This is a genomic window from Hyunsoonleella ulvae, assembly GCF_016827605.1.
GTDB classification, from domain to species: Bacteria; Bacteroidota; Bacteroidia; order Flavobacteriales; family Flavobacteriaceae; genus Jejuia; species Jejuia ulvae.
In genome coordinates, this window is sequence record NZ_JAEPJQ010000001.1 from 428,914 (window position 1) to 444,141 (window position 15,228).

Consider the following 15,228-nt stretch of genomic DNA (forward strand, 5'->3'; position numbering starts at 1 on the left):
TTAAATGATAAGCTATTAATTATCAATATTATAGGGTAGATTTACTTTTTACTAAAGTTGTCTTTACTATTTTTGTAGTATAATCATCCTTGGATGCGGCCCCATTATTAAGGCGTTCTATTAATAATTGTGCTGCTTTTGCTCCAATTTTTTTAGCATGTTGACGAATGATTGTTAACTTGGGTACCGAATGCACCGATACGGACTTGCTAGAAAACCCTACTACAGAAATATCTTTTGGTACTTTCTTCTTAAAGTCTCTCGCCATGTTTATGGCAACCACCCCTGAAGTACTATCTGCTGATACCACTCCATCAATGTCCTTATACTTTTTATATAGTCGCTTTACTTTTTGCTGGGTATCATCTCCTTTTTTTATGCGTAGTACTTGAGTACCTAGCCCCTCTTCTAACATGGCTTTATTGTAACCGCGTTCTCGTAGCTTACCTACGCTTATGTTATCTATGTTACTAATAAACACAATGTGCTTTCTTTTTTTGGCTATCAAGCTTTTTGTGGCATTGTAGGTAGCCTCAAAATCATCAACAATTACTTTGTCACATTTTACATCGTGTGCAACCCTATCAAACATTACAATTGGTAGTCCTTGACTAATGGTTTCTTTAAAATGATTTATTTCGTTTTTGGTTTGTGTTTCTTCTGCTATGCTTAAAATAAAACCATCTACACTTCCATTGGCCAAAAGCTGCAAACTGTCTTTTTCCTTTTGCAAGGATTCGTTAGAGATGCATGTTATGATATTGTAACCATGTAAATTGGCTTCTCGTTCTATCCCAAAAAGTACTTTGGCTAAAAAGTGATTAAGAATATCTGGAATTATAACTCCTATAGTTTTTGTTCTATTCTGCTTTAGGCTTAACGCTACTTTATTTGGTTTATAATTGTAAGATGCTGCTAATTCCTTAACTTTTTTTCGTGTTTCTTCTCCAATTTCTTCGCTATTATTTAATGCTTTTGATACTGTTGAAATTGAAACACCTAGTTCTTTGGCAAGTTGTTTTAGGGTAACCATAGGGACTAATTGATTAAAACGAGAATGCAATTTACAAAAATAGAACCCTAAAAAACTAAATTTTCGGCAATTGAGGTTTAAATTACAGTAACTGGCAGCTTGGTTTCGGCAGATTTATAGACTGCTTCTTGTACTCTTAGCGTTTTTAAGTAATTAGGCCCGTTGGTTTCAAAAGGGGTATTTGTCATTAAATTATCTATAAAATCCTTTTGAAAAATGTAACAACAATCGCCTGCAAAGCCTATATTGTTATGCGTATATATGTGCTCTGTTTCTGGTTTCCCAAGTGCTTGTATGGTTATTTTACCATCTGTGTATAAACGAATAGTACCTTTAGAACCTTCAACCAGATATTCGCCAAATGTATACCTAGGGTTAGAAAAATTATTTTCATTATACCTATTCGCATCCCAAAGCGCTGTTGTATCAGATTCAAAATTTAAAAGCATTAACCCGGCGTCCTCTCCTTTTATTACTGGATTTAAACGTTTCAAAATAGCGAATACGCTTTTTACTTCTCCAGCATGATAACGAAACGTATCAATAAAGTGTACTCCTGTTTCGTAAATTAATAGTTTTTTATAATCTCTAAAATAGGGTTGTCTGGATAAATACGCATCTTCTCCCCATCCATCTCCCATACGGGATCTAAAATTTAAATTGAATAGCTCCCCTACTTCATCGTTATTTATCAACTTTTTAATCTCTCTATGCCAAGGTTGAAACCTAAAATTCTCATGCACTACAAACCTCACATCCTTTTGCGAAATATAATCTACAATCTTTTGTGATTCCTCTAAAGTTGGTGCTAATGGTTTTTGGCAAATAATATGTACCCCATTATCTGCAGCGAATTTACACATCTCAAAATGGGTTTCTGGAGGTGTAATGATATCTACAAAATCTGGCTTTTCTTGAAGAATCATCTCTTTATAGTCTGTATAGTGCTTCTTTACACCATATGCATCCATAATGCCTTTGGCACGACCTAGGTTAGAATTACACAAAGCTGTTATTTCTACTTCTGGTATGCGTGTCCAGGCTTCGTATTGAAATTGACTGAAATAGCCTGCGCCTATGGCGACTCCTTTTAATTTAGGCATTGCTTAATTTTTGATTAGGATTCATAAAATACCAACAGAATATAGCTATAAAACCTAGTGCTGCGGCTATATAAAAATAGGTTTGGTCTGTTCCTGTCCATTCCCGTAAATAAGGAAACGCAAGTGATGTTATAAAAGCTCCTATATTTCCTGCCATATTCATCATTCCTGATACTTTCCCTGAGTTTTCCTCACCTATATCCATACAAAAAGACCACGACGGACTCAATGTCATATCTGCTCCAAAAATGGCTACTGATAAGCACAATACAGCTCCTAATGGCGTTTCCATAAACAGACTAGATAAAACCCCTAAAACAACAAGAATAAAACCTATAGTTGCTGGTAATTGTCTTGATAATTTCCAATTGCCTTTTTTATAAATGGCGTCCACCATAAAACCAGACGTCCAGTTACCTACAGCTCCTGCTAAAAGTGGTAACATGGCATATAATCCTGTGGTAACAAGATTTAAATCGTACTTTACTTTTATATAAGGGAACAACCATGTTAGCGTAAAATAAAAGATAAAATTACTCCCTATGTATTGTATCATAGTGAGTATAACATTTTTAGAGCCCAAAATTTTACCTACAGGTAAATTCCCTCCCTTTTTTTCTACTTCTTGCTGTCTGTTTTTCACTATAAACGCCTTCTCCTTATCGTTTAACCCTGGGTGATCTTCTGGTTTATTTCTAAAGAATAGATAAAACAATACCGCAAACAAAACTCCAACGGCTCCAAAGAAGTAAAATATGTTTCGCCAACCCCAATCTGCTATTAAATACGCAACTAGAGGAAGTGCAAATGCAGCCCCTAATCTTGATCCCGAAAAATTAATACCCTGAAATGCCCCACGCTCCTTTGTTGGCACCCACGAAAACGCTGCTCTGGATATGTTTGGAAATGCGCCTGCTTCTCCTGCTCCGAAAACAAATCGGAAAAATAGTATTGAAACATAATTCCATGCCAGCCCTGTTAAAGAGGTAAAGGCAGACCATAAAACCATGATCCAGGTCATTACCTTTCTAACTCCATACTTATCTCCTAAAGCACCACCAGGAACTTGAAACAACGCATAACCTAATGCAAATGCGCCTAATACCCAACCCATTTCCTTATCGGTTAAACTCAAATCTCCTGCAATGGCATCTTTTGCTGAAGAGATACATACACGATCTATGTATAATAGAAGTGTAATTAAAAAAGAACCTAAGAAAAATCGATAACGCTTGGAATTGTTAATCATGGTGTTTTTAGTTTAGTTATTATGGTTTGCAGTGTGGTGGTATCACCTACATTACCCGGAAAGACTATATAAGGTAATTTTGGTAATTTGGTTTCTGTGCCCATTTCCCAGGTTGGTATCCCTGGTTGTATTTGCCCCAATACTTTAGAGCGCTTCATACCCAGACCTTTGGTTGCCAAATCATGAGATGTAATACCGCCTTTTGCCAAGAGGTATTTTGGTCTTGCGGTAATCCCTTTTACAATATCTACCAAAGCATTGGATATTTTACTTGCGATATCTACCGTATCATTGGCATCTGTTCCTGTAATTAATTTACGGCTTGTAAACACAATTACATCTTGTCCTTTAGAGATAGTATCGTCAATGGTAGAAACCAATGATTCTATATACGCATTTGAGGAATCTAAAAGTACTTTGGACACATCTACCTCAACAATTTGTGTTTCGTTAAATAAAGACAACGCATTTGCTAATTGTTCTGAGGATTTCTTTACGTATGAGCCTACAATGGTTAATCCGCCATTATTATTGCGTTTATCCAAGATATCTTCTGGCATCAATACTCCTTTGGGTTTTAGACCTATATATGAAGGTACAAAAGAGCTTGAGGTTCTGTATATAATGTGTTTTCCTTGGGATTCAGCTAACAAAAGTGCTGATGTTACTTTATCTAAATCACTGTAATTTAAACTATCAAAAACACAATAGGATGTGGCTGGTATTTCTAAAATATTTGCTGCAAGTTCTTGCACGTCGTATTCTCTTATCTCTTCTATTGAAAAAGAAAATACTTCTGAGGCCTTTATTTTTCCTTTGGACTTTTCCTCGATGTACTCTTTTAAGTTGCTTTTTGAATATGAAAATGAATGGTCTTGAGCAAATGGGGTTTCATTCACTGGAGTTAACACATCTTCTTCCTTAATGTAGTGGTTACTATTTAAAGTTATCCTGTTACCTTCAAACATCACTGGAATAAAAACAGTTATAGCATGTTCTAAGTTTAAATACTGTTGAAGCGTTTCTGGCTCCAAAGGAAAGTGCCCACGTAAGGTAGAATCGCTCCTACTTAAAACAATAAACTTTTTTTGTGTTAACTCTGATGCTTTTAAAAGATGTTTGGCAATCTCTTTATAAATTTCAAAGGTGGCCTCAGGGGTTAAACTTCTGGAATTTGTAAGCACATAAAATACTGGTGTACCTTCTAAAAATTCTTTAACAAAAACATCAACGCTCCAAGAACTTAATAGTGGTATATCGTATACTGTTTGGTTTCCGGTTGGGTCATCGTCTATAACAACAAGAATTTTATTTAAGGTTGAAAAAAGTGTTTTGTTTTTAGTACGATAATCATTCGTATCTACACTTGGTAATCCTTTGGTTATATGTTTTAAACTAACGCTCACTATTTATCTCTCTATTGCTATAACACGTGCTGGAGCACCATCCCCATCTTTTATTTTTAACGGAAGTGCAATGAGCTCAACATTATTAGATCTTAAGCTTTCAATATTTGTAAGGCCTTCAATGATCACTACACCTTCAAGGAGAATCTCATGAATTTTAGTAACTTCTTCTAGATTATTCACATCGGCTACTGATGGTGGCTCTACCCCAATCATTTTTACTTTATTATGAATACACCAATGCGCTAGGGCTTCGCTAATTCTGGGTAATTCGTCCCTATATTTTTGCGTACCCATATGTTGTGACCAACCCGTCCAAATAATTAAACTATCGCCAACTGCAAAGTTTTTAATGATGTCTTCTGAAATATGTTCAACACCAATCAATCCTTTAGAACCTACCTCACGAGCATCTACCACCCATGCATTGCCTACAAAATCTGAAACTGGCATTTCATCGATGGTTTGATTACTTACATTAAAATGAAAAGGTGCATCCATGTGCGTACCCACATGCGAATAAAAAGTGAGCGTGCTAGCGTTCCAGCCATCTTTATCTTTAGTTTTTGCTATTTCTTTTGAAAAACCATTGACACCATTGTGATACGGCATTGTAAGATCAATAACACGACTCATTTTTTTCAATCTTATAAGTTAGCTATTACGGCATCAGCCACATCAGAAGTACTGGCACTACCCCCTAAATCTACGGTTAAAACACCTTGAGTTGTAGATTTATCTATGGCTTCCATAATGTTATTTGCTGCTTCTGTTTCTCCTAAATGTTCTAGCATTAATGCAGCCGACCATATTTGCCCATAAGGGTTAGCTATATTTTGTCCTGCAATATCTGGAGCAGACCCATGGATTGGCTCAAACATTGAAGGAAACTCTTTTTCTGGATTGATGTTTCCACTACCGCCTAAACCAAGACTCCCCATAATGGCACCGCCTAAATCACTTAAAATATCTCCAAATAGATTGGTGGTTAATACCACATCAAATTGCTCTGGTTTCAACACAAACATTGCTGTAGAATTATCTATATACATTTGTTGGTGCTCTACATCTGGGTACTGTTCTGCAACCTCGCCTATTACTCTATCCCAGTAGGATAAGCTGTTAATTAAGGTGTTAGATTTTGTAATGTGCGTTACCTTATTTCTTCTTGTTCTTGCTAATTTAAATGCATAGTGCGCCACACGCTCAATACCTTTTCTAGTAAAAACACTGGTATCTATACCCATACCATTTTCAAAATCTGGTAGATATTGCCCTCCCATCTGCACAAACTCTCCTTCGTTGTTCTCTCTTACAATTACAAAATCGATATGTTTTTCAGAACGTATAGGTCTAGTAACACCTGGATAGGTACGAACAGGTCTGTGGTTTACATATTGATTAAAATGCGTACGCACCTTAAACGTGTAATCTTTTGCCGGAAGTGTATCGTCTACCGCTGGAAGCCCAACAGAGCCAAAATATACCGCATCAAATGCTCTAAGTGTATCTATCCCATCATCTGGTAAAAACTTATTGTGTTTTTGATAATAACCAGCACCCCAATTAAATTCTTCGGTATCAATTGAAAAGTTATGCTTCTCAGCAACTGCCTTAATTACTCTTAATCCTTCAGGTACAATTTCGTTTCCGATACCATCTCCTGGTACAACTGCAATTTTGTAATTACTCACTTTTTTGAATTTTATGTTGATTTATTAATAATTCTTTTGATTGGTTAATGTGTAACCTTGCTAATGTTTCCGCTTTATCGCCATCTCCATCTTCTATCGCTTTAATGATATCAAAATGTTCCTCTAAGGTTTCTTCAGGTGTTCTTACCAAACCATGCCCTACTACTTTATCATGTATGTTACTAAAAAAGTAGATGTTATCCAATGGTGCGTTTTCGGTAAGTTGTATTAATAGTGAATGGAAATGCTCATCAGCCTCTGCATACGCCTGTTCATCTATTGTTTTCTGATTTACAAATGGCGAAAAACACGCTTTTAACTGTTCTACTATAGCCTTGTCCCTTTTATTAGCTAAGAGTCTAGCTGCCATGCCTTCTAAGGCTTCTCTACATACATATATATCTATAATTTCTTTGTAATCCAATACACGTAGATACATCCCTCTGCGTGGAATACTCTCCACAAGGTATTCGTTTTCTAATGCTAAAAGTGCTTTCATTAAAGGGGTTCTACTCACACCTAACTCCTCAGCAATTTTTTCTTGGACTATTTTCTCGCCTTGCTTTAATTCGCCACTGCGAATCATTTCTTTGAGACGATTGTATATGGGTTGACTTAAGTCGGTATACTCTATCATAAATCACTTTTGTATTTTGTATACAAAATACAAAAGTACAATAATTTAATCAAAACACACTTGTATGTGCCTTTGATTAAATTATAGATGAAGAAGTTATGCTTTATATAGCTACGACTTACTTTGGGTTAAAGCTATTCCAAAATTATTTTCTTAGTTATAATACCTTTTGTAGTTTCAACTTTTAAAATATAAATTCCTGAGCTTCCTTCAAAAGGTAAAAAGAACGCATTAGAGTTTACATTTGTATTTAGGACGGATTGCCCTGTTATGTTGATAATTTCGGCGTTTAATACCATTGCATCTGATATGACATTGACTTCAAGACGTGATTTCTCTTTATCAAAATACGCTTCAAATGTATCTGATTCTGAGCTAAGCTCGTCTGTACTTAATTGATTGGCCTGTGAGCTTAACATCACTGTAAATCTTTCATGGTAAGTGTTAGGTTCTAGAAATATTTCAAAAGGTGTACTTGTGATATCAAATATTTCATTGGTGCTTAAATCTTTAATAAATACTGAGACATCTGCGTTCTCAATAACTTCGGTACTAATTTTAGCAAGCCCAGCTGTACTTACTTTTACACCTAAATTAAACTCTTGATTGTTTTCAAATGATTTTACACCTTGAATAACTAGTTTTTTATCCTCTAGCATCCAATACATATCCTCTTTTGCGATATCAATCATAAAAGCATCATAGCCCACATCAAAATGTTGTGATGCATTATTATCTGCACCCAATACAATTTGGCGTAAATAACCCTCTGGGGATGCATACACTATTTTTAATAGCGGTTTTTCTTCTACCTGATTGGCAGACTTACTTGATGCTCCTTTGGTAAATAGGGAGGTACTTCCATCTTCTGTAGCAAAAATACGCTGGCTATTTTTAAATATAACATCGCCCCCATCAACCGTTAGGATTGGTGTGCCATTACCATTATCAAACCCATCCAGAGCTGTAGTTACAAAAAAGCCTTGATTTACTGGTATATATTGCCCCGGAACCTTAGTTCCTGTGGCTGGACTTCCTCCATTTGATGTGGTGTTAATTCTTGTATCGTTTGATATAGCCGCTGCCCCTCCCGTTAAATTTCGGGTGGCATATCCTCCTACATACTCTCCCAAATTATGGGAATTCTGTTCTCCAAAATGGTCCCAGAAATACAGAGCTCCGTTAAATATTGTACCTGTGGTATTATTTCCTCCGTCTGCTACGCTCAAATTATCCAAAATAAACTCTGTTGCATCTATTGCTGATGGGTAAGGGTTTCCTATTAATCGATCTACTTGTCCTAAAGAATTATCTAATTCTAGCGTAATATCGCCATTGTTTGGCAAACCTTGAAAAACATAATTTTGCTGTATATTAAGAGGTGCTGCGCCTGCTGGCCCTTTCATGGTGTAACCTTCTCCGGGAAGTAACGCAGTGGTTTCCTCAATTTTTTGCCAAGAATCATAGTCATCTGCAGGCCCATAAAACTTATATAGCCAAAAGGTACTTATGGTTTTTGCAAAACCAGGTGGCGGTATAGAACCACTACCATCAGGAGAAGCACTGTATAAAAGTGATTGGTAAATCGCAGAGTTTGAGCCATCATTTAATACGCCAGCAATAGTATAATTTGAATTTGTAGCGGAAACACCTGTACCTCTTGTAGCTGTGTTACCAGTAATAGGCCCTACTGAAGAACACCAATAGTTATAGTTATATCCGTTTGCTATACCTTGTTGGTCGCGCTCTATATATCCGCCACTATCGGCATCTACAATACTACCTTCATCTTGTATTAATTGAGACTCTCCAACTAGATCGATTACTCCGTCGAGCTCTAGATAGTGGGAAATACGCAGTTCTTGCCCTGAGTTTGTCTCATCTTGAGGATCTACAGGATCTGCAACTGTTAGCGTTCCTGTTGTTTGAATTAAACTTAATACAGAGATATCCCTATCTCCTGAAGTTATATCATGGCCAATTTCTACAATGTTCCAATCTACAACTGTAGTACCATCCAATCCAACAGAGTTTGGAATGATTTGATCCGCATTATTACTCCAAGTTGCAGCAGTATCCCAAGCGCCATCATTTGCACTTATATAAGGTGCTGGAATAGTTTGTGCATTTGTTATTTCTTTGTCTTTATCTAAATATTTAAGCCTTAAAAAGTTTCTTGCATCTGTTAAGCCCTCTGTTGTTGAACCATAAAAAGCATTAAAATCGTAATATGCCCTAAGGTGTGACCATTCCAAGGTATTCATTTCATTGCTCGCACTAGCCCAAGGAATAATTTTTCCTGAAATAAAATCTGTACCTGCATTATCAAATCGCTCTACTTCTTGATTCATTAAGTATCTAATTTGATCTGCGCTTAAACCACAATCCCAAACATATACCTCATCTATTTCTCCTAAAAACGGATTGATGATATTGTTCTTGTCAATATACACCACGCCTACAGAAAACCTGTTAAAGTTTGGAGATGGGTGTATCACATCTTGTTCTGATTTATCTAAAATACCATCAATATAAATGTATACTGTACCACTATCATACACTAATGTAAGGTGATGCCATTTCCCATCATTTATTTGCATATTAGAAGTAAACCTTGGCGTTACTGCATCGTCCATCATTACCTCCACCTGTTCGCTATCGTTTAATCTTAATTGTAATTTCTCGCCTTTAGCTATAATAGTTCTTGTACCAGAAGTGGTACTGTTCTTTATCCATGTGGAAATGGTAAAATCGTCTACATTTAAATTGAGTGCATACTCTCCTACAAGATAATCTCCAGAACCAATACTAACAGCACTATTATTGGTATATTTTGCTGCTCTACCAAAGGTAAAATACTTAGTGCCATCAAAATCATACCAGGTTTGCAGGTTACCAGAACCATCATCCTTTAGCGGGATAACATCAATAATATCTGCATCATTGAAGGTATCTGCATCGGCTACCACCAATACATACTCTTCATCTGTACCCAATGCAAAACTACTAAATGCTCCAGACGGAATACTTACATAAATATTTTCTACATCACTTGTAACCTCTGTGGATTCTATAATTTTCCATTGCCTAAGAATTCGCGTAAAAGATGTTGTAATTCCAGAACTAATGGTAACTGTATTTGATCCTGAAGCGGTATATGCCAAATCATTACTACCCCAAACCAAAAAGTCCCCATCATTATTAAATTCATTAGTATTTACCGAATTTGTGGTAAAAATTCCGTTTAAACCAATGGTTACTTCGTTTGTTAGGTTAAGCGTTTTTGATTGTTTTTGATTTAAATCAGAAATAGAGTCTCTACCAATACCAGCCACATGGTAATTGTAACCTGTATTTGCTGAAATATCCCAAACTTCGGTATCAAAAGAATTAATATAGTCCTTTTGAGCTTCAGTAGCATTGCCTAACGTAATACCATATTTAATGGCTAAATAGGATTCAATTTTCTGACGGTCTGCATCCGTAACACGCTCGGCAAAAGTGAATATTTCGGCAACACGACCATTTAAACTACCTTGAACATCAAAGTTTCTTCCTATCCAATATTCTGTTCCTAAAGTTGGTGGTCCTGGAGTACCTACATTTGCAAAGGCTATATCGTTTACTGATGTTGTGGTTAACACTTGGGAATTATATAAAATATCTTGTCCTGTTGGAGAGCTTGCTGCATTATTCCTTACGTTAATTATACCTGCGGTGGAATAGGTTGAATTTAACTCTGCCTCGCCATTAAAACTTCCGCCACCATCTACATCTTGGTTATAGGACAATGTTTCTCCTGTAAATTCTGTAGAATAATCTCCAAAACCTACTCCTGTAATATCTCCTGCGTTTCCTGATGAAACCCCTGCAAAAATTGTACTTCTGCTTGAAGCATTGTTCATGGTTGCATCTGGAATCATGACTATAAATATATCCTGACTGTAAAACCCATTGGTGGTATTGTATAGATATTGTTCTGTACTCCCACCATCATTCTCAAATTGAATAACTGGGTTAAAATTAATATTGTCTGCTGCAGTGTCTAAATATGTGGGTTGGTTCGCTCCTGTGGGCTGTATCGCATCTTGACCATTGGTACCCAAATCTCGCCATTCTGAAACCTTTGAAGCCGATTCTACTATACCTCTTGTCGCTTTAAGCCAAAGCCTAAAGTCTGCCGTAATACCTCCTGGCCCTGGAATGTTTTCATTAAACATTTCGGCTTCTGCCACAAAAGTAAATGTTGTATTGTCAGTATTTGCAATACTTATGGTGGTAGATTGTATACCCGTACCTCCAACAGGAGCTGTAAATGTAACATCAAATACAATAAAATAAAATGGATCAAGTCCTGTATATGGAATGGGATATGGTGATGATATTGTAAAATCTGTATTAGAACTTGTAATTGAAGTTATGTCTAATCCACAGCTCCCTATGTTAGACACCAAATATCTCCTTGTTACGGTGTTATCTTCATCTACTATACCAAAGTATGTCCCATTGGTATCAGAGGTTGTTGTATCTCCATGTAAAATATCAGCATAAGGATCTCCTCCTAAAATATAAATTTCTGGTGCAGAATTAACCTCAACGGTAAATGTAAAATCTGCTTGATCTTTTATCTCTATTGTTACTAGTGTACTTGTAGTAACACAGGTGGTATTTATATTCTCTATTTCAAAATCTAAATATTTTCTCCAGTTCCTACATCCTGATGAACGTATATTTCTACTGGGGTTATTGGGAGTTATATCAAAATCTGTTGTATTAGAAATATCAACGTCTTGCACCTTAAGTTTAGTACAACCACCTGAAGTATTGGTTATTCTAAAATCAATGGTGTTACCTGCATTTATAGTGACTGTAGAACCTTGGGTTACAATAGCCCCTCCAAGAATTTCTACTTGAGGTGTTTGACTATTGGCAAAAAAGATTCCAAATAAAAACAAGCAAATTGTTTTTATTATGGTAGAGTTTAGGGTATTAACTTTTTTCATAATTAAGGATTCAAAAACATGAATTCTCAATTTTTCATCGATAAAAAGCAAATTTACTCGGTAAAAGTATGTAATTTTTCTTATACATGCAAGAAAAAGTTAATCATTGTAGTTTATATTTAAATATCATATGAGTATCTATTTTCATTGATTATTAAAAATGATTGATTTGTAACTTGTTTAAAACAATTATCTAGGCATGTAACTTTAATTAAAACCTTTACCAATCACGCTTCCGCGACTAATATAAATGAAGAGAGGTTTTAAGGTAACTAAAGAAAAGTTTTTATTAGCAGCTAAAAAGCATAACTCATACTCAACCCAGAGAATTTATACTTATTGTTAAACCCCACAGCTCCTTGTGAGAGGTAGAACTTAGCTTTTTTATTATGATGGCTTGCAGATAAAAAAAGAGGTATACTCGCAAATGTAACCGCTCCTCCAACGTAATTTAACCATTCTGAGTTGTTATTATTCCCAACATCTACGCTATTAGACAAGGTATTTAACAAAACACTTGTGCTACCTACCCCTAGGGCAATCCATGCTATTGTTTTATTGATTTTTTTCTTCTTGATATGAAAATCGTACAGTTCTTGGGGTGTTTTTTGTGTTGAAGGCTCTAAAGCCTGGGATGTACTTAGGTTATAGGACAGGAAAAAAACAAATATAACAAGCAGTTTCATAATCATTGATTTAAAGCAAGTTATATTGTGTAGATGGGATTGTTCTATCTCTTTAAAAGTAAAGAAAACCATCCATAAAACAAAAAAGCATCCCAATTTTCTGTAAAGAAAAAAGGAAAGCTTTCTTATTATTTCTCATTTATTTGGTTGATAACATTAGCCTTTTGCAATTCCTGTAAACTTTTTTCATTGATAACCTTTTCAAGCTCATTAATATATTGACACAACATCTATGTAATTTTTACCCCCAATCTAACTCAAAATAGTCGGATATGTAATCTTATCATCTTCTGCCAATAAAAATGCTTTACTTAAAACTAGAGACAATCCCCTGTCGCCTTCAAATCACAAGAATATATTTTCCAGTTATTAGGCACTAGGTTACTTGGGATTTTATACCTGCCAATAGGTATGTCATTATATTTTGTACTTCGGCGATACTCATATTTAGCTGTTGGGCAATAGTAATTTCTGGTTGCTCAGCTTTTGGCTTTTCTTCTATACTTCGTTCTATAATGCCAACAATTATGTGTTTTAATGCTTTATTAGTATTCAAAATTGGCCTCATTTTTTTACCTATGATATGAGCGGCAGCTGTTTGCATTTTAAAATCATCATCGTCAAATATTTCTAAATGATTTTCATAGGCTTCTGTTTCATACAAATCCCAGGCATTTTTCAACAACACTGCGATATCTTCTAAATCTTTTTGACGTCGATATGGTTTATCGCTCCAAGACACTAATTTTAAAATAAAAATACCTTCTATGGGTGTTACCGGAATATTAAGACCTACTTCTGGTACCTCTACAAACTCTATGTGCTCTCCTACTTCCTTAAAGCCTAGAACGGATAAGGTCAATTCCCTTTCGTTAAAATTTACGGTATAGTCCTGTTCAATCTCCCCATAAGGCATTAAATCCAATATGGTATCGGTTTTATCAAAAATTAAACGATATGGTTCTTTTACTGTTCTAAAACCTACTTTGCACAACGCTTTAAAAAGGGCGTTGTAAGCATCAAAATCTGGAACCATAACTGCAAAATCTACATCAGCAGTACTTCGATTTGGTTGAATACCTTCTTTATATAAATGAACGTCTCTAGCATTTGCCCCAATTAAATAGTATTCTATACCGAACCTAGAAAACATAGTTTCTAAAATCCCATATACCTTACCATGATCTGCAAAGGAATAGTCTTTATAGGTAGGGTTCGATATACTCATTAAATATTAATTGTGCTGTTTCTAAATTTCGGCTATTACCACTATATACCAATTGTGCATAAATTATTAATGGATGTACTGCGTTTTGCTGATTTTTATAATTTACAAGACGCTCCATAGTATCACTTTCTATCCAAAAAGGGTTGTATATGGTAATTTCTCCATTGCTATCTGGCAGCAATTTTAAATTTTTAATAATCTCTGCCTTTGGTAGATGTGTAAATAGTGAAAACTGTTCTGGATTTAAATACTCTGTTACTAATGCGGCTGCTGGCTCTCCACTCCATAATACATTTGGGTGCTTTAGTTGGTTTCTCCAATACCCTTTATTTGTCTTGGAAAATGTAAACATACCTAGCTTATATGCCGGCAATATTTTTTCATTAAGTGTAACAACCCATCTCTCTAACAAAGTATCTTTGTTTACAAGTTGATACTTTTGGTCACCGTTCCATTTTACTACAAAACCTTCATCTACTAAGCCCTGTATAGTGTTACTTACACTACCCAACGATACGTTACTTATATGTGCTAAAAATCTTTGAGTCGCATTTATGAGTTCTGGATTTTTTAATAAACTGAAGATAACTTGCCCACCACTTTGTGTTAAAAGCGCAGAATGATTACGAACTACAGGTTTGGAGTTACCTTGCTCTACATAAATTTTTAAATGCTGTAGATTAACATAAACATTCCCATAGCTATCCAAATAGTTTATCTTACTTTCTTTTAGTTGCATCTTCGCATTTGGAGTAATATAATCTGCTGCCACCAACAAAGGCCGCTTGTGTTCGGCCATGGCTTCAAAAATTGCTACGTGTCGTGGTCTTACTTCTTTTTTAACCTCAGCATATACGGTTTCACTGTTTATTCCTATTACTGCATCTACTCCTCTATCTTTTACTCTAACATCAGTTATTTGTATATCGAAATCTATATTTTCAAACCAATCTTTTATTTTATAAAAAGCCATTATTTGTTCATTTTTTTATTATGTTCATGTTACATGAACACTCAAATATATTGAACATTAATTGAATATCAAACTTTTATATTATTTTTGTTCATTTTTTTTATGTGTTCATGTAACATGAACACATATTTTTATTGAACATTATGATTTATTAAAATTCTTCAAAATCTTAACATTTATCTGTAGAACTAATATCTCAACAAGTTATATTTTGCT

At 35.2% G+C, this 15,228-nt stretch carries 11 protein-coding genes and 1 pseudogene; all 12 read right to left on the bottom strand.

Annotated elements, in window-relative coordinates; translation table 11 throughout:
* Positions 1 to 28 precede the first annotated feature (28 nt).
* The 12 genes and pseudogenes from JS605_RS01980 to JS605_RS02030 all read right to left on the bottom strand — a co-directional run bounded on the left by JS605_RS01980 (position 29) and on the right by JS605_RS02030 (position 15,012).
* Complete coding sequence (locus tag JS605_RS01980) at positions 29 to 1,033, bottom strand: LacI family DNA-binding transcriptional regulator (RefSeq protein ID WP_203256001.1); 1,005 nt, start codon at positions 1,031 to 1,033, stop codon at positions 29 to 31.
* 77 nt (positions 1,034 to 1,110) lie between these two features.
* On the bottom strand, positions 1,111 to 2,136 hold the full coding sequence (locus JS605_RS01985; protein WP_203256002.1) for a Gfo/Idh/MocA family protein: 1,026 nt from the start codon (positions 2,134 to 2,136) through the stop codon (positions 1,111 to 1,113).
* Positions 2,129 to 3,385, bottom strand: a complete 1,257-nt coding sequence (locus tag JS605_RS01990; RefSeq protein WP_203256003.1) for an MFS transporter — start codon at positions 3,383 to 3,385, stop codon at positions 2,129 to 2,131. The genes JS605_RS01985 and JS605_RS01990 overlap by 8 nt, the downstream gene beginning before the upstream one ends.
* Positions 3,382 to 4,791 carry a four-carbon acid sugar kinase family protein gene (locus JS605_RS17660; protein WP_203256004.1) on the bottom strand — a complete coding sequence of 470 codons (1,410 nt, stop codon included), beginning with the start codon at positions 4,789 to 4,791 and terminating at the stop codon, positions 3,382 to 3,384. Before JS605_RS17660 ends, JS605_RS01990 begins: the two co-directional genes overlap by 4 nt.
* Before the next feature lie 3 nt (positions 4,792 to 4,794).
* Positions 4,795 to 5,427 carry a cyclase family protein gene (locus tag JS605_RS02000; RefSeq protein WP_203256005.1) on the bottom strand — a complete coding sequence of 211 codons (633 nt, stop codon included), beginning with the start codon at positions 5,425 to 5,427 and terminating at the stop codon, positions 4,795 to 4,797.
* Between the two features lie 11 nt (positions 5,428 to 5,438).
* Entirely contained in the window at positions 5,439 to 6,485 is a 1,047-nt protein-coding gene (locus JS605_RS02005; RefSeq protein ID WP_203256006.1) for an isocitrate/isopropylmalate dehydrogenase family protein, read from the bottom strand.
* A complete protein-coding gene (locus tag JS605_RS02010; protein WP_203256007.1) occupies positions 6,478 to 7,122 on the bottom strand; it encodes a GntR family transcriptional regulator in 645 nt (214 codons plus the stop codon). Before JS605_RS02010 ends, JS605_RS02005 begins: the two co-directional genes overlap by 8 nt.
* Before the next feature lie 134 nt (positions 7,123 to 7,256).
* On the bottom strand, positions 7,257 to 12,125 hold the full coding sequence (locus JS605_RS02015) for a LamG-like jellyroll fold domain-containing protein (protein ID WP_203256008.1): 4,869 nt from the start codon (positions 12,123 to 12,125) through the stop codon (positions 7,257 to 7,259).
* Between the two features lie 296 nt (positions 12,126 to 12,421).
* Positions 12,422 to 12,811 (bottom strand): hypothetical protein, encoded by a 390-nt coding sequence (locus JS605_RS02020; RefSeq protein ID WP_203256009.1) that lies wholly within the window; start codon positions 12,809 to 12,811, stop codon positions 12,422 to 12,424.
* A 252-nt stretch (positions 12,812 to 13,063) separates the two neighbouring features.
* Positions 13,064 to 13,144 (bottom strand): annotated as a pseudogene (locus JS605_RS17755) (DUF7737 domain-containing protein); the annotation flags it as partial.
* 43 nt (positions 13,145 to 13,187) lie between these two features.
* A complete protein-coding gene (locus JS605_RS02025; RefSeq protein WP_203256010.1) occupies positions 13,188 to 14,039 on the bottom strand; it encodes a nucleotidyl transferase AbiEii/AbiGii toxin family protein in 852 nt (283 codons plus the stop codon).
* Positions 14,014 to 15,012, bottom strand: coding sequence for a type IV toxin-antitoxin system AbiEi family antitoxin (locus tag JS605_RS02030; RefSeq protein WP_203256011.1), 999 nt, complete (start codon positions 15,010 to 15,012; stop codon positions 14,014 to 14,016). The genes JS605_RS02025 and JS605_RS02030 overlap by 26 nt, the downstream gene beginning before the upstream one ends.
* Positions 15,013 to 15,228: the final 216 nt, after the last annotated feature.

What these genes read in the sequence shown, in the direction of transcription:
- JS605_RS01980 (WP_203256001.1), bottom strand. Translation starts at nt 1,033, where the DNA reads ATGGTTACCCTAAAACAACTTGCCAAAGAACTAGGTGTTTCAATTTCA.
- JS605_RS01985 (WP_203256002.1), bottom strand. Translation starts at nt 2,136, where the DNA reads ATGCCTAAATTAAAAGGAGTCGCCATAGGCGCAGGCTATTTCAGTCAA.
- JS605_RS01990 (WP_203256003.1), bottom strand. Translation starts at nt 3,385, where the DNA reads ATGATTAACAATTCCAAGCGTTATCGATTTTTCTTAGGTTCTTTTTTA.
- JS605_RS02000 (WP_203256005.1), bottom strand. Translation starts at nt 5,427, where the DNA reads ATGAGTCGTGTTATTGATCTTACAATGCCGTATCACAATGGTGTCAAT.
- JS605_RS02010 (WP_203256007.1), bottom strand. Translation starts at nt 7,122, where the DNA reads ATGATAGAGTATACCGACTTAAGTCAACCCATATACAATCGTCTCAAA.
- JS605_RS02015 (WP_203256008.1), bottom strand. Translation starts at nt 12,125, where the DNA reads ATGAAAAAAGTTAATACCCTAAACTCTACCATAATAAAAACAATTTGC.
- JS605_RS02020 (WP_203256009.1), bottom strand. Translation starts at nt 12,811, where the DNA reads ATGAAACTGCTTGTTATATTTGTTTTTTTCCTGTCCTATAACCTAAGT.
- JS605_RS02025 (WP_203256010.1), bottom strand. Translation starts at nt 14,039, where the DNA reads ATGAGTATATCGAACCCTACCTATAAAGACTATTCCTTTGCAGATCAT.
- JS605_RS02030 (WP_203256011.1), bottom strand. Translation starts at nt 15,012, where the DNA reads ATGGCTTTTTATAAAATAAAAGATTGGTTTGAAAATATAGATTTCGAT.